The sequence below is a fragment of the Variovorax atrisoli genome, assembly GCF_014195185.1.
In the GTDB taxonomy this organism is placed as follows: Bacteria; Pseudomonadota; Gammaproteobacteria; order Burkholderiales; family Burkholderiaceae_C; genus Variovorax; species Variovorax atrisoli.
In genome coordinates this window covers 954344-976206 of sequence record NZ_JACIBG010000001.1, presented here as the reverse complement: position 1 = coordinate 976206, position 21863 = coordinate 954344, and the positions used below count along the sequence as shown (strand labels likewise).

The 21863-nt window shown below is 66.0% G+C and carries 19 protein-coding genes and 3 tRNA genes; 17 read left to right on the top strand and 5 right to left on the bottom strand.

Translation table 11 applies throughout. The annotated features are described in order from the left end of the window. Positions 1 to 64: 64 nt before the first annotated feature. The 6 genes from FHY06_RS04660 (at position 65) to rimO (ending at position 6080) form a co-directional block, all read left to right on the top strand. On the top strand, positions 65 to 1024 hold the full coding sequence (locus tag FHY06_RS04660) for an alpha/beta fold hydrolase (protein WP_184603607.1): 960 nt from the start codon (positions 65 to 67) through the stop codon (positions 1022 to 1024). A gap of 94 nt (positions 1025 to 1118) precedes the next feature. Further along, on the top strand, positions 1119 to 3308 hold the full coding sequence (locus FHY06_RS04655) for a RelA/SpoT family protein (protein ID WP_051127524.1): 2190 nt from the start codon (positions 1119 to 1121) through the stop codon (positions 3306 to 3308). 48 nt (positions 3309 to 3356) lie between these two features. Then, positions 3357 to 3433, top strand: a tRNA-Val gene (locus FHY06_RS04650). A gap of 170 nt (positions 3434 to 3603) precedes the next feature. Continuing rightward, positions 3604 to 3972: a hypothetical protein gene (locus tag FHY06_RS04645; protein WP_184604123.1), complete on the top strand. Its 369-nt coding sequence runs from the start codon at positions 3604 to 3606 to the stop codon at positions 3970 to 3972. Between the two features lie 74 nt (positions 3973 to 4046). Then, positions 4047 to 4607, top strand: coding sequence for a polyhydroxyalkanoate synthesis repressor PhaR (gene phaR / locus FHY06_RS04640; protein WP_019652414.1), 561 nt, complete (start codon positions 4047 to 4049; stop codon positions 4605 to 4607). Positions 4608 to 4673: 66 nt separating this feature from the next. Beyond that, positions 4674 to 6080: a 30S ribosomal protein S12 methylthiotransferase RimO gene (gene rimO, locus FHY06_RS04635; protein ID WP_184603605.1), complete on the top strand. Its 1407-nt coding sequence runs from the start codon at positions 4674 to 4676 to the stop codon at positions 6078 to 6080. Between the two features lie 81 nt (positions 6081 to 6161). On the opposite strand, the gene FHY06_RS04630 is transcribed toward rimO, so the two are convergent. Next, positions 6162 to 6246: transfer RNA gene (locus FHY06_RS04630), tRNA-Leu, on the bottom strand. Between the two features lie 209 nt (positions 6247 to 6455). After that, positions 6456 to 6540 (bottom strand) — tRNA-Leu (locus tag FHY06_RS04625). Between the two features lie 81 nt (positions 6541 to 6621). Between FHY06_RS04625 and rnr the strand changes: the two genes are divergently transcribed. Then, positions 6622 to 8892, top strand: coding sequence for a ribonuclease R (gene rnr, locus FHY06_RS04620; protein ID WP_240649879.1), 2271 nt, complete (start codon positions 6622 to 6624; stop codon positions 8890 to 8892). 66 nt (positions 8893 to 8958) lie between these two features. Continuing rightward, a complete protein-coding gene (locus FHY06_RS04615; protein ID WP_184603603.1) occupies positions 8959 to 9723 on the top strand; it encodes an SDR family oxidoreductase in 765 nt (254 codons plus the stop codon). Between the two features lie 6 nt (positions 9724 to 9729). Here FHY06_RS04615 and FHY06_RS04610 read toward each other — a convergent pair whose 3' ends face one another. Then, complete coding sequence (locus FHY06_RS04610; RefSeq protein ID WP_184603601.1) at positions 9730 to 11190, bottom strand: NAD(P)H-hydrate dehydratase; 1461 nt, start codon at positions 11188 to 11190, stop codon at positions 9730 to 9732. Positions 11191 to 11242: 52 nt separating this feature from the next. Between FHY06_RS04610 and FHY06_RS04605 the strand changes: the two genes are divergently transcribed. Beyond that, entirely contained in the window at positions 11243 to 11671 is a 429-nt protein-coding gene (locus FHY06_RS04605) for a hypothetical protein (protein ID WP_184603599.1), read from the top strand. On the opposite strand, the gene FHY06_RS04600 is transcribed toward FHY06_RS04605, so the two are convergent. Further along, positions 11661 to 12914 (bottom strand): D-amino acid dehydrogenase, encoded by a 1254-nt coding sequence (locus FHY06_RS04600; RefSeq protein ID WP_184603597.1) that lies wholly within the window; start codon positions 12912 to 12914, stop codon positions 11661 to 11663. The two genes, FHY06_RS04605 and FHY06_RS04600, sit on opposite strands and share 11 nt — an antisense overlap. A gap of 56 nt (positions 12915 to 12970) precedes the next feature. Next, entirely contained in the window at positions 12971 to 14293 is a 1323-nt protein-coding gene (locus tag FHY06_RS04595) for an amidase (protein ID WP_184603595.1), read from the bottom strand. A gap of 206 nt (positions 14294 to 14499) precedes the next feature. Between FHY06_RS04595 and rpsB the strand changes: the two genes are divergently transcribed. From rpsB to rseP, 8 genes are all read left to right on the top strand, one after another. After that, positions 14500 to 15252, top strand: coding sequence for a 30S ribosomal protein S2 (gene rpsB / locus FHY06_RS04590; RefSeq protein ID WP_126181971.1), 753 nt, complete (start codon positions 14500 to 14502; stop codon positions 15250 to 15252). Between the two features lie 80 nt (positions 15253 to 15332). Then, a complete protein-coding gene (gene tsf, locus FHY06_RS04585) occupies positions 15333 to 16256 on the top strand; it encodes a translation elongation factor Ts (protein ID WP_126181970.1) in 924 nt (307 codons plus the stop codon). A gap of 95 nt (positions 16257 to 16351) precedes the next feature. Further along, on the top strand, positions 16352 to 17074 hold the full coding sequence (pyrH, locus tag FHY06_RS04580; protein ID WP_019652424.1) for a UMP kinase: 723 nt from the start codon (positions 16352 to 16354) through the stop codon (positions 17072 to 17074). Between the two features lie 11 nt (positions 17075 to 17085). Further along, on the top strand, positions 17086 to 17646 hold the full coding sequence (gene frr / locus FHY06_RS04575; protein WP_019652425.1) for a ribosome recycling factor: 561 nt from the start codon (positions 17086 to 17088) through the stop codon (positions 17644 to 17646). Positions 17647 to 17654: 8 nt separating this feature from the next. Next, positions 17655 to 18377 (top strand): polyprenyl diphosphate synthase, encoded by a 723-nt coding sequence (gene uppS / locus FHY06_RS04570; protein WP_019652426.1) that lies wholly within the window; start codon positions 17655 to 17657, stop codon positions 18375 to 18377. Between the two features lie 18 nt (positions 18378 to 18395). Further along, entirely contained in the window at positions 18396 to 19241 is an 846-nt protein-coding gene (locus tag FHY06_RS04565; protein WP_126181968.1) for a phosphatidate cytidylyltransferase, read from the top strand. Beyond that, positions 19238 to 20428, top strand: coding sequence for a 1-deoxy-D-xylulose-5-phosphate reductoisomerase (gene ispC / locus FHY06_RS04560; protein ID WP_132797990.1), 1191 nt, complete (start codon positions 19238 to 19240; stop codon positions 20426 to 20428). Before FHY06_RS04565 ends, ispC begins: the two co-directional genes overlap by 4 nt. A 45-nt stretch (positions 20429 to 20473) precedes the next feature. Beyond that, the gene (gene rseP, locus FHY06_RS04555; RefSeq protein ID WP_184603593.1) at positions 20474 to 21847 is read left to right on the top strand and encodes an RIP metalloprotease RseP; all 1374 of its coding nucleotides are present in this window, start codon (positions 20474 to 20476) and stop codon (positions 21845 to 21847) included. Positions 21848 to 21863: the final 16 nt, after the last annotated feature.

The following is a 21863-nucleotide window of genomic DNA, read 5'->3' as shown; positions in this document are numbered from 1 at the left end:
ATCAATCTCCGGATGAATTAGGATGCGATGAGACAATTATCCGCACCAGGACACCTTCGTTTCCATGACCGAACCGACGCTTCATCACGTGGCGTGCGATGACGCCCAGGGCGGCCACCGCATGGCCTATTGGCAATGGGGCGACGCGGGCAGCGAACACGTCGTGGTCTGCGTGCATGGACTGACCCGGCAGGGGCGCGATTTCGACCTGCTGGCCCAGTCCATCGTGGAGCGTGCTGGCGGCGACGTGCGCGTGGTCTGCCCGGACGTGGTGGGCCGTGGGCGCAGCGACTGGCTGCGCGATCCATCTCTCTACCAGGTGCCGGTGTATGCGGCCGACATGGTCGCGCTGATCGCCCGACTGCATCGCGAGCAGCCGATCGGCACGCTCGACTACATCGGCACCAGCATGGGCGGGCTGATCGGCTTCGTGCTGGCAGGCCACAAGGAATTGCCGCTGGCGCGGCCCATCCGCCGTTTCGTCGCGAACGACGTCGGCCCGACCATCGAGCCGGTGGCGCTTCAGCGCATCGGCGCCTACGTCGGCAAGAGCGGCAGCTACGAGAGCGTGCAGGCGGCGGCCGATGCCATGTGGGCGTTGTCGACCACCTTCGGTCCGCACACGCCGCAGCAGTGGCTGGCGCTGTCGCAGCACATGGTGGTGCCTGCCTCGCAGCGCACGTCCGATGGTTCGGCGAAGGTCGAGGCACAGGACGATGAACCTGGCGAAGGCGGCCGCTGGCTGCTTCACTACGACCCGGCCATCGGCGTGGCGCTTCGTGCGATCACGCCGGAAGCCGCGGCGCAGGGCGGTGCGATCATGTGGAGCCTGTACGACGCCATCGAGGCGCGCACGCTTCTCACCCGCGGTGCCGAATCGGACCTCCTGTCGCGCGACACGGCCGTGGCCATGACGCAGCGCGGACCGCACGCCACGCTGGTCGAGTTCGAAGGCGTGGGCCATGCGCCGACCTTCGTCGATCCCGCTCAGATAGCAGTCGTCACCAGGTTCCTTTTCGACTGATCCGCAGCTGATTGACTGATTTGAGCAAGTGAGTGAGCGAAGCGTGAAGCGCGATTCATCGAGTCTGCAGACGGCAACCGCGTCAGAGGCGGTCATGGTCGATTACCCGCTGTCCGCGGCGACGGCAGAGCGCACGCCGGTGATGGAGAACATGCTGGCCCGCGCGCGCGCCTTCGCCGAGCCGCTGATCGCCGACGAGAAGCTCGATACAGGAGAGAACACGCTCGCGCACGCCGACGCGGTGGCTGCCATCGTTGCGAAGATGGGCGGCTCCGAGGCGATGCAGGCGGCGAGCTACCTGGTCTATTCGTGCCAGCACCTGAACCGTCCGCAGGAGGTGATCGCCAAGGTGTTCGGCGACAACTTCGCCTCGCTTGCCGTCGAGACGACCAAGCTGGTACGCGTGCAGGAGCAGGCCCGCTCGGCCTCGCAGGGGCATCACATCGAGGGCGCCGGCGCGCAGACCGAGAACGTGCGCAAGATGCTGCTTGCGTTCTCGCGCGACCTGCGCGTCGTGATGCTGCGGCTGGCTTCGCGCCTGCAGACCCTGCGCCATGCGGCCGCAAGCAAGCAGCCAGCCCCCGAGGGGGTCGCGCGCGAGTCGCTGCAGGTCTTCGCGCCGCTGGCCAACCGGCTGGGCATCTGGCAGGTGAAGTGGGAGATCGAGGATCTTTCGTTCCGCTTCCTCGAGCCGGAGACCTACAAGCTGATCGCAAGGCTGCTGGACGAGAAGCGCGTCGAGCGCGAGGGTTACGTGGAGCAGCTGCGCTCCAAGCTGGAGCGCGAGCTGCAGACCGAGGGCATCAAGGCCGCGGTGCAGGGACGGCCCAAGAACATCTACAGCATCGTGAAGAAGATGCGCGGCAAGTCGCTCGACTTCGCGCAGGTCTTCGACATCCTGGCGCTGCGCGTGGTGGTGCCCGACGTGAAGGACTGCTATGCGGCGCTGGCCTGGGTGCACTCGCACTTCCAGCCCATCGACGAGGAGTTCGACGACTACATCGCGCGCCCCAAGCCCAATGGCTACCAGTCGCTGCACACGGTGGTGCGCGAGCTGGTCGATGGCAAGGCCGGCAAGCCGATCGAGATTCAGATCCGCACAGAAGAGATGCACGACCACGCCGAGCATGGCGTGGCTGCGCACTGGGCCTACAAGGAAGCGGGCCACAAGGGCTACGCGGGCGTGTGGGCCAGCGGCGAGTACGACGCGAAGATCGCGGTGCTTCGGCAACTGCTCGCGTGGGAGCGCGATCTTTCGGGCGGCCTGCAGGGGCAGGGCCTGTTCGACGACCGCATCTACGTGCTGACGCCCGATGCGGCGATCGTCGAGTTGCCGCAAGGGGCGACGCCGGTCGACTTTGCCTATACCGTGCACACGACGCTGGGGCATCGCTGCAGAGGGGCTCGCGTCGATGGCGCGATGGTTCCGCTGAACACGCCGCTGTCGAACGGACAGACGGTCGAGATCATCGCGGCCAAGGAGGGCGGCCCGTCGCGCGACTGGCTGAATGCGGAGCTCGGTTATCTCGCCAGCAACCGTGCGCGCGCGAAGGTGCGTGCATGGTTCAACGCGCAGATCACGCACGAGACCGTGGCGCGTGGACGCGAGGCCGTCGAGAAGCTGCTGCAGCGCGAAGGCAAGACCGCGGTGCGGCTCGAGGATCTTGCCTCGCAGCTCGGCTTCAAGTCGGCAGACCATCTGTTCGAAGTCGTCGGCAAGGACGAGTTCTCCCTGCGCAACATCGAGACGCTGCTGCGTCCGCCCGAACCCGCACAGGGCCCCGACGACGGCGTACTCATCAAGAAGGCACGCGGCAGTGAGAAGTCGGGCAAGGGCGGCGTGCTCGTGGTGGGCGTGTCTTCGCTGATGACGCAGCTGGCCAAGTGCTGCAAGCCGGCGCCGCCCGATGCGATCCGCGGCTTCGTCACGCGCGGCCATGGCGTCAGCGTGCATCGCAGCGATTGCAGCAACTTCCGCACGATGGCCGCAAAAGATGGCGAACGCGTCATCGACGTGGAGTGGGGCGTTGCGAAGAAGGGCGCCGAGGCGCCTGTGTATGCGGTCGACGTAGCTGTCGAAGCGGCCGACCGCCAGGGCCTCCTGCGCGATATCTCGGATGTCTTCGCGCGCGAGAAGATGAACGTGATCGGCGTGCAGACGCAGTCGATCAAGGGCACTGCGTGGATGACGTTCACCGTGGAAATCGCAGATGCAGCGCGCCTCACGCAGGTTCTTGGACTGGTCACTGCAGTTATTGGTGTGCGATCTGCACGTCGTCGCTGAAAAACGCGATTTCTCCTGCTACAATAACTGCTTCTCGGACACATCCTTAGGCGCGTAGCTCAGCTGGTTAGAGCACCACCTTGACATGGTGGGGGTCGTTGGTTCGAGTCCAATCGCGCCTACCAATTTCTGTTTCAACCCCGGCCAACCACCGGGTCAATTGAACAGATCATCCACCGGGTTCTCCGGTGTGTATATCGCCCCTTGTGATGATGCAGGCAAAGACCTCGGCCACGTACTTGTGCTACCTTGGTCGCTCTGCAACTTCATTCCATTTTTCTTGATAAGCGATTCGATGAATACGCGGTCGAACACGGCTGATCGGACTCATGCCGACAAGCGCCTGGCCGCATTGCTGAAGCAGGCTCCCATCGAGTTTGCGCGTGCCGTCTACGGCATCAACGACTACGCGAGCGGGCGCACCGACACGATGGCTGCCCGGGAAGTGGCGCGTGCGCACCGCCAGGGCATGCCCCTGACGGAGGAGCGTGCCGAGCAGCGTGCGCGGGCCTATCTGCCTACCGTCGGACAGGAGCACTGTCCGCGCTGCTGGGTGGTCTATGGCCACAAGACGCCGCTGCGATTCCGCGAAGCCGAGGGGGAGAGGCCCGAGGTTGCCGCCTGCAATGTGTGCGGCGCCGAATACGCGACCTCGTCCGATTGAGGCAAGTGCCCGGTCCGGTCAGGGTAAACCTTGTCGCGGCGCAGCAAAACCGCTCCCTAGAATCATCCGACGACATGGGCGTCCATGTGAAGGAGTCCGCAGTGCAGAGCAAGAAGTCCGGGGTCAAGCCGGTACAGCGTGTGATCAAGAAGTACCCGAACCGAAGGCTCTACGACACCGAGACATCCACGTACATCACGCTGACCGAGGTGAAGCAGCTGGTCATCCAGAATGCCCAGTTCGTGGTGCGTGATGCCAAGACCGGCGACGACCTCACGCGCAGCATCCTGCTGCAGATCATCCTCGAAGAAGAAGCGGGCGGCGCGCCGATGTTCACCGAGCAGGTGCTGGCCAACATCATCCGCTTCTACGGTCAGGCCATGCAGGGCTACATGGGGCCGTACCTCGAGAAGAACATCCAGGCCATGACCGAGGTGCAGGCGCAGCTCGCCGAAAAGGCCGAAGGCCTGACCCCCGAGATGTGGGCCCGCTTCATGACCATGCAGTCGCCGATGCTGCAGGGGCTGATGGGCAGCTACGTCGAGCAATCGAAGAACGTGTTCCTTCAGATGCAGGAGCAGATGCAGAAGAACACCGAGCAGGTGCTGGGGGCCTTTGGCATCAAGCGTTCCTGACCTGCGGCAGGTGCCCGCAAGCGGTGGTTGCCCCGCCGTCTCCGATAGCTGGGACAATAGAGGCATATGAGCGAAGTTGCCTCCCCCGAACGCATGGCCGCGCCGACCGCCCCCAAGGTCGGCTTCGTGAGCCTGGGCTGCCCCAAGGCCCTGACCGATTCCGAACTGATCCTGACCCAGCTGAGTGCCGAGGGTTATCAAACTGCCAAGACTTTCGAAGGCGCCGATCTGGTGATCGTCAACACCTGCGGCTTCATCGACGACGCCGTGAAGGAGAGCCTCGACACGATCGGCGAGGCGCTGGCCGAGAACGGCCGCGTGATCGTCACCGGTTGCCTTGGCGCCAAGACCGGCGACCAGGGCGGCAACCTGGTGCGCCAGATGCACCCGAGCGTGCTGGCCGTGACCGGTCCGCACGCCACGCAGGAGGTGATGGATGCGGTGCATGCCAATCTGCCGAAGCCGCACGATCCTTTCATCGACCTCGTGCCGAATACCTTCGGGGTCGCCGGCCTCAAGCTGACGCCGCGGCACTACGCGTACCTGAAGATCAGCGAGGGCTGCAACCATCGCTGCACCTTCTGCATCATTCCATCGATGCGCGGCGACCTCGTGTCGCGGCCTGTGGGTGATGTGCTGAGCGAGGCCAAGGCCTTGTTCGAAGGCGGCGTGAAAGAACTGCTGGTGATCAGCCAGGACACTTCGGCCTATGGGGTCGACGTGAAGTACCGGACCGGTTTCTGGGACGGCAAGCCCGTGAAGACGCGCATGCTCGAACTGGTGCGCACGCTTGGTGAAATCGCCGAGCCGTACGGTGCCTGGGTTCGACTGCACTACGTGTACCCGTACCCCAGCGTCGACGAGATCATTCCGCTGATGGCGAGCGGCCAGGTGCTGCCGTACCTCGACGTGCCCTTGCAGCACAGCCATCCTGATGTGCTCAAGCGCATGAAGCGCCCGGCCAGCGGCGAGAAGAACCTGGAGCGACTGGCGCGTTGGCGCGAGGTGTGCCCCGAGCTCGTCATCCGCAGTACCTTCATCGCGGGCTTTCCTGGCGAGACGGAGCAGGAGTTCGAGCACCTGCTCGATTTCATCCGCGAAGCCGAGATCGACCGCGCCGGCTGCTTTGCCTACAGCCCCGTCGAAGGCGCTACCGCCAATGACATCCCCGGCATGCTGCCGGAGGCCGAGCGCGAGGCGCGCCGTGCGCGCTTCATGGAGGTGGCCGAGGCCGTGTCGATCGCCAAGCTGCAAAGGCGCATCGGCTCGACGATGCAGGTGCTGGTCGATTCGGCGCCCGCCCTGGGTCGCAAGGGCGGGGTGGGGCGTACGTACGCAGATGCGCCGGAGATCGACGGCACGGTCCGTCTGCTGCCGCCCGAGAAGATCAGCAAGACGCTGAAGGTGGGTGAGTTCACCCGCGCGCGCATCGTGGGTGCAGAGGGCCACGACCTGATCGCGCTGCCCGTTTGATGCGAATCCGATCGACCATGAAAAAAGCCACCGGAGACCGGTGGCTTGTTTCGGATGACCTGGCGGGGGTCAATTTGGATCTGGTGCCCAGAAGAGGACTCGAACCTCCACGATGTTACTCGCTAGTACCTGAAACTAGTGCGTCTACCAATTCCGCCATCTGGGCTGACTCTGCTTTTCAGCAAAGACTGCGAGTATACACAATTTGTCGCGGCTGCCCGAAAAAAACGGGTCGCGCGCAAAAAATCTGGCGCTGGTCCGGCTCTTGCCTGTCCGGTTGCGCCGACCGTTCGATGCGGATTCGATCGGCAATGAAAAAAGCCACCGGAGACCGGTGGCTTGAATCGAATGACCTGGTAAGGGTCTGTTTAAACTTGGTGCCCAGAAGAGGACTCGAACCTCCACGATGTTACTCGCTAGTACCTGAAACTAGTGCGTCTACCAATTCCGCCATCTGGGCCCACGTAGTTGCAGAAGCAACTACGTTTTGAATTTCAGGAAAGAAGGAGATCATATCAAAAATAATGTCACTTCCAGCGGCCTGCTGGATGAAATCGAAGGAACTGTTCAAGGACATCGCGACGGGCACGGCTTCGTGCAGCGCGACGATGGCGAAGCGGACATCTATCTGCCCCCGAACGAAATGCGCGCGGTGCTGCACAAGGACCGCGTCAAGGCGCGCATCGTGCGCCAGGACCGCCGCGGACGTCCCGAAGGGCGCGTGGTGGAGATCGTCGAGCGCCCTGAGCAGCCCATCATTGGCCGCCTGTTGCACGAAGGCGGCATCTGGCTCGTCGCACCGGAAGACAAGCGCTACGGCCAGGACGTCCTGATTCCCAAGGGAGCGACCGGTCCCGCGAAGGTGGGGCAGGTCGTTGTCGTGCAGCTTACCGAACCGCCGGCCCTTTTCGGCCAGCCCGTGGGCCGCGTGAAGGAGGTGCTGGGCGAGATCGACGACCCCGGCATGGAGATCGAGATTGCCGTGCGCAAGTACGGCGTGCCGCATGAATTTTCCGCGGAGTGCCTGGCCGCGGCCAAGGCACTACCCGAGAAGGTCCGCCCGGCCGACAAGAAAGGCCGCGTCGACCTCACCGACGTCCCGCTCGTCACCATCGACGGTGAAGACGCGCGTGACTTCGACGACGCCGTCTATTGCGAACCCGCGAAGGTGGGCCGCGGCAAGGGCTGGCGCCTGCTGGTTGCCATTGCCGATGTCAGCGCCTATGTGCAGACCGGCTCGCCCATCGACATCGACGCCTACGACCGCGCCACCAGCGTCTACTTCCCGCGCCGGGTGATCCCGATGCTGCCCGAGAAGCTGTCGAACGGCCTGTGCTCGCTCAATCCCGAAGTCGAGCGCCTGTGCATGGTGTGCGACATGCTGGTCGATGCCGACGGCGAGATCTACGCCTACCAGTTCTATCCGGCAGTGATGTTCAGCCACGCGCGCTTCACGTACACCGAGGTGGCTGCGATCCTCGGCAACACCCGCGGCCCCGAGGCTGCGAAGCGCAAGGAACGCGTCAAGGACCTGCTGAACCTCGCCGACGTCTACAAGGCGCTGCTCAAGCAGCGCGGCAAGCGCGGCGCCGTCGACTTCGAGACCACCGAGACCCAGATCATCTGCGACGACGCCGGCCGCATCGAGAAGATCGTGCCGCGCACGCGCAACGAGGCGCACCGCCTGATCGAGGAGGCGATGCTCGCCGCCAACGTCTGCAGCGCCGATTTCATCGCCCAGGGCAAGCACCCTGGCCTGTACCGCGTACACGAAGGCCCCACGCCCGAGAAGAAGGAAATCCTTCGCGGCTACCTGAAGGCGATGGGCGTGGGCCTGAGCATCACCGATGAGCCGAGGCCGGGCGAGTTCCAGGCGATCGCCGAAGCAACCAAGGACCGTCCCGACGCGCAGCAGATCCACACCATGCTGCTGCGCTCGATGCAGCAGGCGATCTACACGCCGATCAACAGCGGCCACTTCGGCCTGGCCTACGAGGCCTACACGCACTTCACCAGTCCGATCCGGCGTTATCCCGACCTGCTGGTGCACCGCGTGATCAAGGCGATCCTCGGCAATACGCGCTACCAGCTGCCGATGCTGCCGACCCCTGGCGAGGCACACGCCAAGCTGGCCAAGCGCCTCGCGTCTCGCGTGAAGGCGCCGACGGCCAAGCCTCAGAAGGCCACCGTCGCGCCCAGCAAGGAAGTTTTGGCATGGGAGGCCGCGGGCCTGCACTGCAGCGCCAACGAGCGCCGTGCCGACGAGGCCAGCCGCGACGTCGAGGCATGGCTCAAGTGCAAGTACATGCGCGAACACCTCGGCGAGGAGTACGGCGGGGTGGTTACTGCGGCCACCACCTTCGGCATCTTCGTCACGCTCGACGCGATGTACGTCGAAGGCCTGGTGCACATCACCGAGCTCGGCGGCGAGTACTTCAAGTTCGACGAGATGCGCCAGGAACTGCGCGGCGAGCGCACCGGCATCCGCTACGCTATCGGCACGCGGGTGCGGGTGCAGGTGAGCCGCGTCGACCTGGACGGCCGCAAGATCGACTTCCGCCTCGTTCGCGAAGGCGAGGAGCTGACGACGCGGGCGATGAAGGACAAGGGTGCGGCATCATCAGGTGTGCCCGTGAAGGCCTCGGCCAAGCGCAGCACGCGCAACAAGGCGGAAGCCGGCAATGCCGAGCCCCGCGGCGAGCGGCCGACTTCGGCCACGGCCGGCGCGCAGTCGGCGATGCAGGCCTTCAAGTCGGCGGTGAAGAAAGCCGCCAGCAAGATGAAGGGCAAGGGGCGCAAGCCGCGCCGCTGACCGGCCTCCCATCGCCATGATCGAACGAACGAACCATCGACAACCGAGAAGAAAGAGACAGACAGCATGAGTGCTGAAGACAACAAGGGCCGTATCGCCATCGTCACGGGTGCCGGCTCCGGCATCGGCCGTGCAGCCGCGCTGGCGCTGCTGGCCGACGGCTGGAGCGTGGCGCTCGCAGGCCGTCGCCTGGAGCCGCTGGAACAGGTGGCGGAAGAATCGGGCGCCGACGCGCGCGCCTTCGCGGTGCCGACTGACGTGTCGAATGCAGCCTCGGTGCAGGCCTTGTTCGCCGCGACGGTCGAGCGCTTCGGCCGCGTCGACCTGCTGTTCAACAACGCCGGCGTGGGCAACCCGCCGGGGCCGTTCGAGGACTGGACACCCGAGCAGTGGCAGGGCGTGGTCGACATCAACCTGACCGGCATGTTCTTCTGCATCCAGCAGGCCTTCCGCACGATGAAGGCTCAGACGCCGATGGGCGGCCGCATCATCAACAACGGCTCGATTTCGGCCACGGCGCCGCGCCCGAACTCGGCCGCGTACACCGCGACCAAGCACGCGGTCGAAGGACTGACCAAGACCGCGTCGCTCGACGGCCGCAAGTACGACATCGCGGTGGGCCAGATCGACGTTGGCAACGCCATGACCGAGCTGGCCGCGCGCATGGCCAAGGGCGTGCCGCAGGCCAACGGAGAGCTCGCGATCGAACCGCTGATCGACGTCAAGATCGTCGGCCAGTCGGTGCTCTACATGGCGAACCTGCCGCTGGAAGCCAACGTGCTGTTCCACACCGTCATGGCGACGAAGATGCCCTTCGTCGGTCGCGGCTAGGGTCTTTCAGTCGGATGCGCGGCGGGCCAGCGCGCCGGCAGTGAGCGGGGCCGCATCGGCCGGCCAGGTGTCGGCGATGTGGCCGTGCTGCCAGACGGATTCGCGTGCCGCTTCGAACGCTGGGCGGCCCGCCGCCAGCGCTGCGCCGATCATTCCGGCCAGCACGTCGCCGGTGCCCGCGGTTGCGAGCCGGGCGTTGCCGGTCAGGTTGATGACGGGCGTCGTTTGGCCGGCGCCGGCGATGACGGTGCCTGATCCCTTGAGCACGGCAACGACGCCGAAGCGCGCCGCGAGTTCTCGCGCCGCGGCCATCCGGTCGCCCTGGACTTCCCCGACCGATCTGCCCAGCAGGCGCGTCGCTTCCAGCGGATGCGGCGTGATCACCGTTGGCGATCCAATTTTTCCGCGCGATGCCAGCTGGGCTTGCAGTGTCTTGTCGGTTGCGATGGCATTGAGCGCATCTGCATCGAGCACCAGCGCGGCCGCCGTCGAGAGCACACGCGGCAGCAGTTCGCGCACGGCTTCTCCTCCGCCGCAGCCGCAGACGGCGGTCATGTTCGAGAGATCGAGCGTCCGTGCGTCGCGCAGCATCAGTTCGGGCTGCGCGGTATCGACGGGCGCTGCGCTCGGATCGAGCAGCCCGACGAACACGCGGCCGGCGCCCCCATGCAGCGCCGCCGAGCCAGCCAGCAAAGCCGCGCCTGCCATGCCGGAGGCGCCTCCGATCACCGCGACGTCGCCATAGCTGCCCTTGTGCGAGGCATGCTCGCGAAGCTGCGCATCGGGCGCTCCGGCGATGCGCGCCACGGGGCGGTCCCTGAAGGCGCCGCAACCCAGGTCGTCGAACCAGACCGTGCCCGCCGCGTCGCGGCCTTGCGCCGTGAACAGGCCGGGCTTGAGCGTGAGGAAGGTGATACAGCTGCGGGCGGCTGCCCGTGCGTGACCGGCGCCCCGAGGCAGCGTGCCGGTATCCGCATTCAGCCCGGAGGGCACATCGACGCACAGCACGGGTTGGCCGCTGGCGTGCATCTGCTCGAGCCAATCGGCCATCGTGCCGTCGGGCGGACGCCCCGAGCCGATGCCGAGCAATGCGTCAATCGCGAGTTCAAAGGCCGACGGCGGCGTCGTGGCAAAGGTGACGCCTGCATCGCGGGCCCGCTGCAGCGATGCCTTGGCGTCCGGCGGCAGCCTGCCTTCATCGCCGAGGAAGGTGACGACCGGGAAGAAGCCCCGGTGCTGCAACTGCGCAGCAGCTTCGAAGCCGTCCCCGCCGTTGTTGCCTGGTCCGCAAGCCACCCAGATCGTGCGCGCATGCGGCGCGATCGCCATCGCGAGCCGCGCCACCGCGAGGCCCGCGCGCTGCATCAGCGTGTGGGCGGGCAGGGCGGCCGACGCTGCCTGCTCGATGCGGCGAGTTGCAGCGATGTCGAACAGATCGGCAGCAGTGGCGGAGGTGATGCGTTGCATCGACGCATTGTGCCGCCGGCCTGCCAGCGGCTTGCCTGCCTATGATCCGGGGATGAATTTCAAGGGCGCCGGTTGGCTGCTTGTTCTGCTCGTCGCGGCGCTGGTGTCGTTCCTCGCCGCGACGCTGGCGTGGATCGCCGGATTCGCGTGGGTTCTCGGCCTGCTGTGCCTTGTGTGGGGCGTCTTCCTGCTGGCCGAGTTCAGGCGATGGATTCCGCTGCGGGACGTGGCCTGGGCCGCCAATGTCGGTTTCGGCATCAGCGTGGTCCGCTGGTTCGACCTGCCGGCCGAAGCGACTTCCGGGCTGGAGCGCCTGGCACTCCTGGGGGCTGCCGGCTTGTGCCTGGTCTTCTTCGGGTTGGTCTGCCCCGGATTGCTGGGCTGGATGGCCGGCAGGTTCCGGCCTCCTCCGGAGCCGGAGCTTCCCGTCGAAAAGCCGGCAAGCCCGGAGGCCTTGCGCCGATGGGGTCCTAGAGACTGAGCCGTTCGACCCCGAGTCCTTCGAGGTCGATGCCGGGCTCGCGCCCTGCGATCAGGTCGCCCAGCACGCGCGCGCTGCCGCACGAGAGTGCCCAGCCGCTCGATCCGTGCCCGAGGTTGAGCCAGACGCCGGGAATGCCGCTGGCACCCAGCACCGGCGGACCGTCGGGCAGCATCGGCCGGGCGCCTTTCCACTGCTGGATGCCCGACTGCAGCGTCGCGGCACCCGGAAACCAGTCGTGCAGCACCTTGTAGAGCGTCTGCACCGCGGCGGGATTCATCGTCTCCAGCGAGCCGCCGATCTCCGCGCTGCCGGCCACGCGCACCCGCTGGCCCAGCCGGGAGATGGCGACCTTGAAGCGCTCGTCCATCACCGCGCTGCGCGGCGCATTGAGCGGCTCGCGGATCGGCGCGCTGACCGAATGGCCGTAGACCGGCGCCATCGGAATCCGCAGGCCCAGGGGCCGCAGCAGCGCGGCCGATTCCAGGCCGGCGCAGACCACAACGGCGTCGTAGCGGACCGGGTCCGAGCCGCTGGCGAGCGAGAGAGAGGTGGGCGCTGCGCGGCTCAGCGGCGCGATGTCGCAGTTGAAATGGAACTGGGCGCCGAAGGATTCGGCCTCCCACTTGAGCAGCAGTGCGAACTGGCGGCAGTTGGCCACTTCGTCCTCGGGCAGATGGATGGCGCCTGCCAGCGGGGTATCGGGGTTCAGGGCGGGTTCGATCAGCCGGGCCTCGTCGGCGTCGACTTCCTTGAAGACGCTGCCGGCCGCGCGCAGCACGTCGAGCCCGGGCTGCACCAGCTTCTTCTCGCGCTTGGAGCGCAGCAGCACCAGGTAGCCGTCGCTGCGCTCGTAGCTGAGTTCGCGCGCCTCGGTCACCTCGTGCAGCCGGTTGCGGCTGTAGAAGGCAAGACGCTGCATGCGGGCGCGGTTGGCGAGGTAGGTGTCGAGCTTGCAGGCCTTCTGCCAGCGGGAGAGCCAGCCGAGGTCGCGCGAGCCCAGGGGCCAGCGCAGCTTGATGGCGCCGCGCGAAGAGAGCAGGGAGCGCAGCACCTTGCCGCGCATGCCGGGACCGGCCCACGGCGTGACGTATCCGGGAGCGACCACGCCGGCATTGGCGAAGCTGGCTTCCTCGGCGGCGGCGCCTCGGCGCTCGAACACGGTCACTTCATGGCCGTCGGAAACCAGTTCCCAGGCGGTGGTGACGCCGATGATGCCGGCGCCCACGATCGCGATTTTCATTGAATGTTCAGGATGAGAGAGATGGCCGGCGCCAGCGGAGCGGACGCCGTCGGCCGCTATTCTTGCAGTGCGCGTTCGGTCTGGAGCGCCACCGCAAGGACGGCGTCGTCGTGCAGCGCGGCATGCCACAGCATCAGGCCCACCGGCAATTCACCGGGGACGTGGCAGGGCAGAGAGATGGCGCACCCGTCGAGCATGTTGATGACCGACGGGTTGCGCAGCAGCAGCGCATTGACGCGGAAGAATTCTTCGTCGCGCTCGGCGCCCGGCGCCACGCTGGCGATGGGCGGCGCGGTGATCGGCACGGTCGGCGACAGCACGGCGTCGAATGGTGCGAGCGCGGCTTCGACACGGCCGATCCAGTCGCGTCGTGCGTTGATCAGGTCGATGTACTCGTGCGCCTTCATCGTCGCGCCGCGCAGGATGCGCTGGGCCACGCGCGGGTCGTAGCCGGCGCCGCTGCGTTCCAGCAGCAGGCGATGCCAAGCGTAGGCCTCGGCAGCCGAGAAGCCGCCGGTGGCATTGATGGCGCCGAGTTCGGCGAGCTCGGGCAGTTCGATCTCCACGATGCGGGCGCCGGCGGCACGCAGAGCCTTCAGCGAGCGCTCGAAGGCGGTGGCGACGGCGGGCTCGATGCCATCGAAGAACAGGTTCTTCACCACGGCCAGCCTGTAGGCGGAGAGCGGGGCGTTGCCGGCGGTCACGCGCCGGGCGGCGAGGATCTCGTGCGCGGTGATGGCATCGCGCACCGATCGGGTCATGGCGCAGGCGGTGTCCAGCGTGGTCGACAGCGGCAGGGCGCCGGCGGTGGGCGTCAGCCGGGCCGTGTTCTTGAAGCCGACGATGCCGTTGAGCGCCGCGGGAATGCGGATCGAGCCGCCGGTGTCGGAGCCCAGCCCGATGAAGGCTGCCCCGCTCGCCACCGAGATCGCCGCCCCGGACGAGGAACCGCCCGGAATGCGCGGCACCGCGGCGTCGCTGACGTTGGCCGGCGTTCCATGGTGTGGATTGACGCCAACGCCGGAGAAGGCGAACTCCGTCATGTTGGTCCGGCCTGTCAGCACGCCACCGGCGGCGCGCAGCCGAGCAACGGCAGGAGCATCGGCCTTCGCGGCCGGGGCGTGGGCGAGGACGGCGGAGCCGGCAGGGGTGGCCTGGCCCTCGACGTCGAAAAGGTCTTTTGCCGTGAAGGCGAGCCCGGCCAGGCGGCTCGCCGGGTCGCAGGCCTGGGCCGAACCCGGGGCCTCGTCGAACATCGTCCGGGTGAAGGCGTGGGCGCAGGCGGCGGACCTGGAGATGTCGAGCGCGCGCTCCATTTCGGTGCGGGCGTCGGTGCCACCTGCCAGAAGGTCGAGACGGGTGGCGTGGAGGTCGTTCATGGGAGCTGCAGGGTGCCGCCGGGGCGGTTCAGGTTCAGGGGAGGGGCGACGCCCGTGCTATACTCTTTGGGTTTCGCTGGCCGGGCAACGGCTTTCATTGCTCCCAGCCAGACACATCCGCAAACCGGCCCAATCAAGGTGTTGTGACTCGATTCGAAGAGCGCAAAACGGGCTGGATTTTAGACCCAACCTTTGGAGTAATTTCAATGTCCACGACCATGCGCGAAATGCTGGAGGCAGGTGTCCATTTCGGTCACCAAACCCGCTTCTGGAACCCCAAGATGGCCCCGTACATCTTCGGCCATCGCAACAAGATCCACATCATCAACCTGGAAAAGTCGCTCCCGATGTTCCAGGAAGCGATGAAGTACGCCAAGCAGCTCACCGCCAACCGCGGCACCATCCTGATGGTCGGTACCAAGCGCCAGGCCCGTGACATCGTGGCGACCGAAGCCCGCCGTGCCGGCGTGCCCTACGTCGACACCCGCTGGCTGGGTGGCATGCTGACCAACTTCAAGACGGTCAAGACCTCGATCAAGCGCCTGAAGGACATGAAGGCGCAGCAGGAAGCCGGCCTCGACAACCTGAGCAAGAAAGAACAGCTCACGTTCACGCGTGAAATCGAGAAGCTCGAGAAGGACATCGGCGGCATCCAGGACATGAGCGCCCTGCCCGACGCCATCTTCGTGATCGACGTGGGCTTCCACAAGATCGCCGTGGCTGAAGCCAAGAAGCTGGGCATCCCGCTGATCGGCGTGGTGGACTCCAACCACTCGCCCGAAGGCATCGACTACGTGATCCCCGGCAACGACGACTCGTCGAAGGCTGTCACGCTGTACGCCCGCGGCATCGCCGACGCGATCATCGAAGGCCGCAACAGCGCCACCGGCGACGTGGTGAAGGCCATCGCCGAAGGCAATGACGAATTCGTCGAAGTCGAAGAGGGTGCCTCGGCCTGATTGGCGCGCCCGCGAGCCTGAAGAAGGGGCTTTGGTGCCCCTTTTTTTTAACCTGATTTTTGAATTCACGGAGATACAAAATGGCTGCAATCACCGCAAGCATGGTCGGCGAACTGCGCGCGAAGACCGACGCGCCGATGATGGAGTGCAAGAAGGCCCTGACCGAGGCCGACGGCAACATGGAAAAGGCAGAAGAGCTGCTGCGCATCAAGCTCGGCAACAAGGCTGGCAAGGCGTCGAGCCGCATCACCGCCGAAGGCGTGGTGGCCGCATACGCTGCTGGTGACGCCGGCGCGATGATCGAAGTCAACTGCGAAACCGACTTCGTTTCGAAGAACGACAGCTTCCTGGCCCTGGTCAACGCCGCCGCCAAGCTCATCGCCGAGAAGAATCCCGCCGACATCGCTGCACTCGGTGCACTGCCCTACGAGCAGGACGGCTTCGGCCCCACGCTCGAGGACGTGCGCAAGGGCCTGATCGGCAAGATCGGCGAGAACATGACCTTCCGCCGCTTCAAGCGCTTCGCCGGCAACGGCAAGCTGGCTTCGTACCTGCACGGCACGCGCATCGGCGTGATGGTCGAGTTCGAAGGTGACGACACTGCCGCCAAGGACGTCGCGATGCACATCGCCGCCATGAAGCCCGTGTCGATCGCTGCTTCGGACGTGCCTGCCGAGCTGATCGAGAAGGAACGCGCCATCGCTGCCGGCAAGGCGGAAGAAGACCGCAAGGCCGCCGAAGCAGAAGGCAAGAAGCCCCAGCCGGCTGACATCGTCGCCAAGCGCATCGAAGGCGGCGTGCAGAAGTTCCTGAAGGAAGTCTCGCTGCACAACCAGCCTTTCGTGAAGAACGACAAGCAGACCGTCGAGCAGATGCTCAAGGCCGCCAACACCACGATCAAGGGCTTCACCCTGTACGTGGTCGGCGAAGGCATTGAGAAGAAAGTTGACGACTTCGCTGCAGAGGTCGCCGCTCAAGTCGCCGCAGCCAAGGCTGCCGCCTAAGCCTTTATGGCTCCAGCGACGGTGCGTTCGCGCGCACCGTCGTTTTTTCATCGTCACGTTTTACACTCGTCCCGCCCAACCAAAGGAAATTGCCCATGTCTGATGCCCGTCCAGCCCACAAGCGAATCTTGTTGAAGCTGTCGGGAGAGGCGTTGATGGGTGACGATGCCTTCGGCATCAACCGCGCGACCATCGTGCGCATGGTGCAGGAGGTGGCCGAGGTCGTGAACATGGGCGTCCAGGTGGCGGTCGTGATCGGCGGCGGCAACATCTTCCGCGGCGTCGCAGGCGGTTCGGTCGGCATGGACCGAGCCACGGCCGACTACATGGGCATGCTGGCCACGGTCATGAATTCGCTGGCCCTGGCCGACGCGATGGACAAGCAGGGCCTCGTGGCCCGCGTGATGTCCGCGATCGCGATCGAGCAGGTGGTCGAGCCCTATGTGCGCCCCAAGGCGCTGCAGTACCTCGAAGAGGGCAAGGTCGTGGTGTTCGCGGCCGGTACGGGCAACCCGTTCTTCACCACCGACACGGCCGCTGCGCTGCGTGGTGCCGAGATCGGCGCCGAGCTGGTGCTCAAGGCGACCAAGGTCGATGGCGTCTACACCGCCGACCCCAAGACCAACCCCGACGCAACCCGCTACGCCACGCTGACCTTCGACGAGGCGATTGCGCAGAACCTCGGCATCATGGACGCCACGGCCTTTGCGCTGTGCCGCGACCAGAAGCTGCCGATCAAGGTGTTCTCGATCTTCAAGAATGGCGCGCTCAAGCGCGTCGTCATGGGCGAGGACGAAGGCACGCTGGTGCATGCCTAGGAGTATTTGAGATGACCATTGCAGACATCCGCAGTGCGACCGACGCGAAGATGAACCAGTCGATCGCCGCATTCCAGAACAACCTCACCAAGATCCGTACGGGCCGTGCCAATTCGGCGCTGCTCGACTCGATCCACGTGGAGTACTACGGCTCCCAGGTGCCCCTGAGCCAGGTTGCCAACGTGTCGGTGCTCGATTCGCGCACCCTCAGCGTGCAGCCGTGGGAAAAGGGCATGGGCGCCAAGATCGAGAAGGCCATTCGCGAAAGCGACCTGGGCCTCAACCCTGCCTCGATGGGCGACCTGATCCGCGTGCCGCTGCCCGCCATGAGCGAAGAGCGCCGCAAGGAAATGACCAAGCTGGTCCGCAACGAAGGCGAGAGCGCCAAGATCGCCACGCGCAACCTGCGCCGCGATGCGAACGAGGCGGTCAAGAAGCTGGTCAAGGAAAAGCTGGCCTCCGAGGACGAGCAGAAGCGCGCCGAAGCCGAGATCCAGAAGGTCACCGACCGCCATATCGCGGAAATCGACCGCCTGGTCGCGGCCAAGGAAGCGGAGATCATGGCCGTTTGAGGCCTGCCATGGCCTCGTCGGCGCCGCGCATTCCCCACCACGTTGCCATCGTCATGGACGGCAACGGCCGCTGGGCGACGCGGCGCTTTCTTCCCCGTATCGCAGGGCACAAGCAGGGCGTCGAATCGCTGCGCCGCTGCGTCAAGGCCTGCGCCGAGCGCGGCGTGGGTGTGCTCACCGTGTTCGCGTTTTCTTCCGAGAACTGGAATCGTCCTGTCGAGGAGGTTTCCGGGCTCATGGAGCTGATGGTCGGCGCGCTCGCCCGCGAGGTGCCCAAGCTCAGCGCCGACGGCGTGCAGCTGCATTTCGTCGGCGAACGCGCAGGCCTGTCGCCCAAGATGGTGAACGGCCTGCTCGAGGCCGAAGCCGCCACGGCGCACAACACGCGGCTCGTGCTCAACGTCTGCTTCAACTACGGCGGCCGGTGGGACATCGCGCAGGCTGCCGCCAAGCTCGCTGCGAAGGGCGAGCCGATCACGGAACTCAGCCTCGATCGAGCCATGGCGCTGGCCCATGTGCCTGATCCCGACCTGTTCATCCGCACCGGCGGAGAGCAGCGTCTTTCCAATTTCCTGCTCTGGCAGAGCGCCTACGCCGAGCTTTTCTTCAGCGACAAGCTGTGGCCCGAATTCGACGAGGCCGCGCTCGACGAGGCCATCGCGGCCTTCCAGGGGCGCGAACGGCGCTTCGGCCAGACCTCGGCGCAAGTCTCTTCCACCGCCGAGGCCTGACGGCCCGGCAGCCTCCGCATGCTCAAGCAACGAATCATCACGGCGATCGTGCTTCTCGCGATCCTGCTGCCGGCGCTGTTCTATCCAAGTTACATCCCCTTCGGCTGCGTCATGCTGGTGCTGATCGGCGCCGGCGCCTGGGAATGGGGCCGCCTGAACGGCTACGGACAGGGCGTGTCGCTTTTCCTGGGTGCCGAAACCATCGCGCTATGTGCGTTGTCCTGGTGGCTCGGGTTGCTGGCGCAGCCGCTGATCCTGATGTGGACCCTGGCCAGCGCGGCCTGGGTGCTGGGCGGCGCAGCCTTGCTTCGAGTCGCCGTGCCCGGCTGGCCGCGCATTCCACGAGGACTGCGCCTGGTCGGCGGCCTGCTGGCGTTGTGGGTTGCCTGGCTTGCCGCGGTGCAGGCGCGCATGATCGGCATCAACTTCCTGCTGTCGATCCTCGTGCTGGTGTGGGTGGCCGACGTGTTCGCCTATTTCGCCGGCCGCGCCTTCGGCCTCAAGTTCACCCGCAGCAAGCTCGCTCCGGCCATCAGCCCCGGCAAGAGCTGGGAGGGCGTCTGGGGCGGCATGATCGGCGTGGTGGTGCTGGCTTTCGCCTGGGTCTGGGCCGACAAGGCAACCGGCGCCACGGTGGCCAGCCTGTACACACGTCTCGCCGATCGCGGCTGGTGGCTGCTGCTGCTGGCTGCGCTGTTCCTCGCGGCCATGAGCGTCGTGGGCGACCTCGTCGAATCTCTCATCAAGCGCAGCGCCGGCGCCAAGGACAGCAGCCGGCTGCTGCCCGGCCATGGCGGCGTCCTCGACCGCGTGGATGCCCTCTTGCCGGCGTTGCCCATTGCCATGATGCTGGCTTTCCTGTGAATTCATCCAGAAGACAACGCGTTACGGTACTCGGATCGACCGGTTCGGTCGGTGTGAGCACGCTCGACGTCATTTCGCGCCACCCCGAGCAATTCGAGGTTTTCGCGCTTTCCGCGGCCACCAGGGTCGACGAACTGCTGGCGCAGTGCGCGCAGTTCTCCCCGAAATTCGCGGTGATGGCCAGTGCGCCGCACGCAGCGCTGCTGGCCGAGAAGCTGAAGCAGAACGGCCTGAAGACGGTCGTGCTGATGGGCGACGATGCTCTTGAAACGATAGCGTCGCACGACGAAACCGATGCCGTGATGGCCGCCATCGTCGGCGCTGCCGGCCTGGGGCCGTGCCTGGCCGCGGCGCGCGCCGGCAAGCGGCTGCTGCTGGCCAACAAGGAGGCGCTCGTCGTCGGCGGCGAGCTCTTCATGCGTACTGTGCGTGAGGGCGGGGCGACGCTGCTGCCCATCGACAGCGAGCATTCGGCCATCTTCCAGTCGCTGCCCGAGGACCCATCCACGTGGGCGCGGCGTATCGACAAGATCATCCTGACCGCCTCGGGCGGCCCGTTCCGTACCCGCGCGCCCGAGACCCTCCGGACGGTGACGCCCGAGCAGGCTTGTGCGCATCCGAACTGGGTGATGGGCCGCAAGATCTCGGTCGATTCGGCCACCATGATGAACAAGGCGCTCGAGGTGATCGAGGCGCGCCATCTGTTCGGCGTGTCGCCTGAGCAGATCGAGGTGGTCATCCATCCGCAGAGCGTGGTGCACTCGATGGTCCAGTTCACTGACGCCTCCGTCATCGCCCAGCTCGGCACGCCCGACATGCGTGTGCCGATCGCGGTAGGCCTGGCCTGGCCCGAGCGCGTCGAAAGCGGCGCCGCGCGGCTCGACTTCCGCCAGATGGGCGCGCTCACCTTCGAGTCGCCCGATTCGGCGCTCTTTCCGGGGCTGGGCCTGGCCTGGCACGCCTTGCGAGCCGCGCCGGGCACAACGGCGGTGCTCAACGCTGCCAACGAGGTCGCGGTCGAGGCCTTCCTTGACCGCCGTTTGCGGTTCGATTGCATACATGCAGTCAACATGGAAACTTTGGAAAGAGTGGCTCCCTCCAAGCCGGCATCGCTGGCCGACCTGCTGGCGATCGACGCCAGCGCCCGGGCGGCAGCCAATGCCGCGGCCCTGCGATTCGCTGCCTGAAGTACCTGACCGAGCGACGCCTTTCCCCGAAAAGCAAGGACTCCGATGCTGCTTACTGTCATAGCCTTTGTGGTTGCACTCGGTGTCCTGATCGCGGTGCATGAGTACGGCCATTACCGCGTCGCGGTGGCCTGTGGCGTCAAGGTGGAGCGTTTCTCCGTCGGTTTCGGCAAGGCGCTTCTCCGATGGGAGCCGAAGCGGCAGCATCCGGGCCAGAAGACCGAGTTCGTGATCGGCGCATTTCCCTTCGGTGGTTACGTCAAGATGCTCGACGAGCGCGAAGGTCCCGTCGCGCCCGAGGAACGCCACCGCGCCTTCAATACCCAGCCCCTGCGTTCGCGTGCGGCCATCGTGGCGGCCGGGCCGATCGCCAACCTGCTGCTGGCGGTGGTGCTCTACACGGCGGTCAACTGGATCGGCGTGCAGGAGCCTGTTGCCACGCTGGCGCGCCCGGTGGCGGGCTCGATCGCCGAATCGGCCGGCCTGAAGGGCGGCGAGCACATCACCCGTGCCGGTTTCGACGGCGACCTGACGCCGGTCCAGTCCTTCGAGGATCTGCGCTGGCGCATGACGCGCGGTGCGCTCGACGGCCGGGACCTGACCATCGAGGTCGCGGGCGAGGGCGGTCGGCCTGCACGTGAACTGGTGCTCCCGCTGAGCCGCATGGAGGCCAGGGACGCCGATCCGCAGATGTTCCGCAAGATCGGCGTGCTGGCACCCCTGACCCGGCCCGAGATCGGAGAGGTCATGAAGGGCAGTGCAGCCGAGTCGGCCGGCCTGCTCAAGGGCGACGTGGTCCGCGCCATCGGCGCCACGGCGATCATCGACGGCCAGCAATTGCGCGAAGCGATCCGCGCATCGGTCGACAACGGCCAGCCGCGCACGCAGGCCTGGCAGATCGAGCGCGGCGGCCGTCCGCTCACCATCGACGTGAAGCCCGAAGTTCGCGAAGAGGGCGGCGCCAAGGTGGGGCGTGTGGGCGCCTATGTCGGCGCACCTGCTGAAATGGTGACTGTGCGCCAGGGGGTGATCGATGGCATCTGGCGTGGCGTGGTGCGCACCTGGGAGGTGTCCGCGCTGACCGTTCGCATGATGGGCAAGATGGTCATCGGCGAAGCGTCGATCAAGAATCTCAGCGGTCCTCTCACGATAGCCGACTACGCGGGCAAGTCCGCGAGCCTCGGATTTACGCAGTACCTGGTGTTCCTGGCGCTCATCAGCGTGAGCCTCGGGGTACTCAATCTCATGCCGCTGCCGGTCCTCGATGGAGGACACCTGATGTATTATCTTTGGGAGGGCCTGACCGGCAAGAGCGTCTCCGACGCCTGGATGGAACGGCTTCAGCGCGGGGGTGTGGCCCTGTTGCTGGTCATGATGTCGGTCGCACTCTTCAACGACGTCACGCGGCTCTTTGGTTAACTTTCTGCCGGCCCTT

Coding starts and splice junctions, on each gene's coding strand:
- tsf (WP_126181970.1), top strand. CDS start 15,333: ATGGCTGCAATCACCGCAAGCATGGTCGGCGAACTGCGCGCGAAGACC.
- uppS (WP_019652426.1), top strand. CDS start 17,655: ATGGCCTCGTCGGCGCCGCGCATTCCCCACCACGTTGCCATCGTCATG.
- FHY06_RS04605 (WP_184603599.1), top strand. CDS start 11,243: ATGAATTTCAAGGGCGCCGGTTGGCTGCTTGTTCTGCTCGTCGCGGCG.
- FHY06_RS04565 (WP_126181968.1), top strand. CDS start 18,396: ATGCTCAAGCAACGAATCATCACGGCGATCGTGCTTCTCGCGATCCTG.
- rimO (WP_184603605.1), top strand. CDS start 4,674: ATGAGCGAAGTTGCCTCCCCCGAACGCATGGCCGCGCCGACCGCCCCC.
- FHY06_RS04660 (WP_184603607.1), top strand. CDS start 65: ATGACCGAACCGACGCTTCATCACGTGGCGTGCGATGACGCCCAGGGC.
- FHY06_RS04600 (WP_184603597.1), bottom strand. CDS start 12,914: ATGAAAATCGCGATCGTGGGCGCCGGCATCATCGGCGTCACCACCGCC.
- FHY06_RS04645 (WP_184604123.1), top strand. CDS start 3,604: ATGAATACGCGGTCGAACACGGCTGATCGGACTCATGCCGACAAGCGC.
- rpsB (WP_126181971.1), top strand. CDS start 14,500: ATGTCCACGACCATGCGCGAAATGCTGGAGGCAGGTGTCCATTTCGGT.
- frr (WP_019652425.1), top strand. CDS start 17,086: ATGACCATTGCAGACATCCGCAGTGCGACCGACGCGAAGATGAACCAG.
- FHY06_RS04610 (WP_184603601.1), bottom strand. CDS start 11,190: ATGCAACGCATCACCTCCGCCACTGCTGCCGATCTGTTCGACATCGCT.
- pyrH (WP_019652424.1), top strand. CDS start 16,352: ATGTCTGATGCCCGTCCAGCCCACAAGCGAATCTTGTTGAAGCTGTCG.
- FHY06_RS04655 (WP_051127524.1), top strand. CDS start 1,119: ATGGTCGATTACCCGCTGTCCGCGGCGACGGCAGAGCGCACGCCGGTG.
- phaR (WP_019652414.1), top strand. CDS start 4,047: ATGGGCGTCCATGTGAAGGAGTCCGCAGTGCAGAGCAAGAAGTCCGGG.
- rseP (WP_184603593.1), top strand. CDS start 20,474: ATGCTGCTTACTGTCATAGCCTTTGTGGTTGCACTCGGTGTCCTGATC.
- FHY06_RS04595 (WP_184603595.1), bottom strand. CDS start 14,293: ATGAACGACCTCCACGCCACCCGTCTCGACCTTCTGGCAGGTGGCACC.
- FHY06_RS04615 (WP_184603603.1), top strand. CDS start 8,959: ATGAGTGCTGAAGACAACAAGGGCCGTATCGCCATCGTCACGGGTGCC.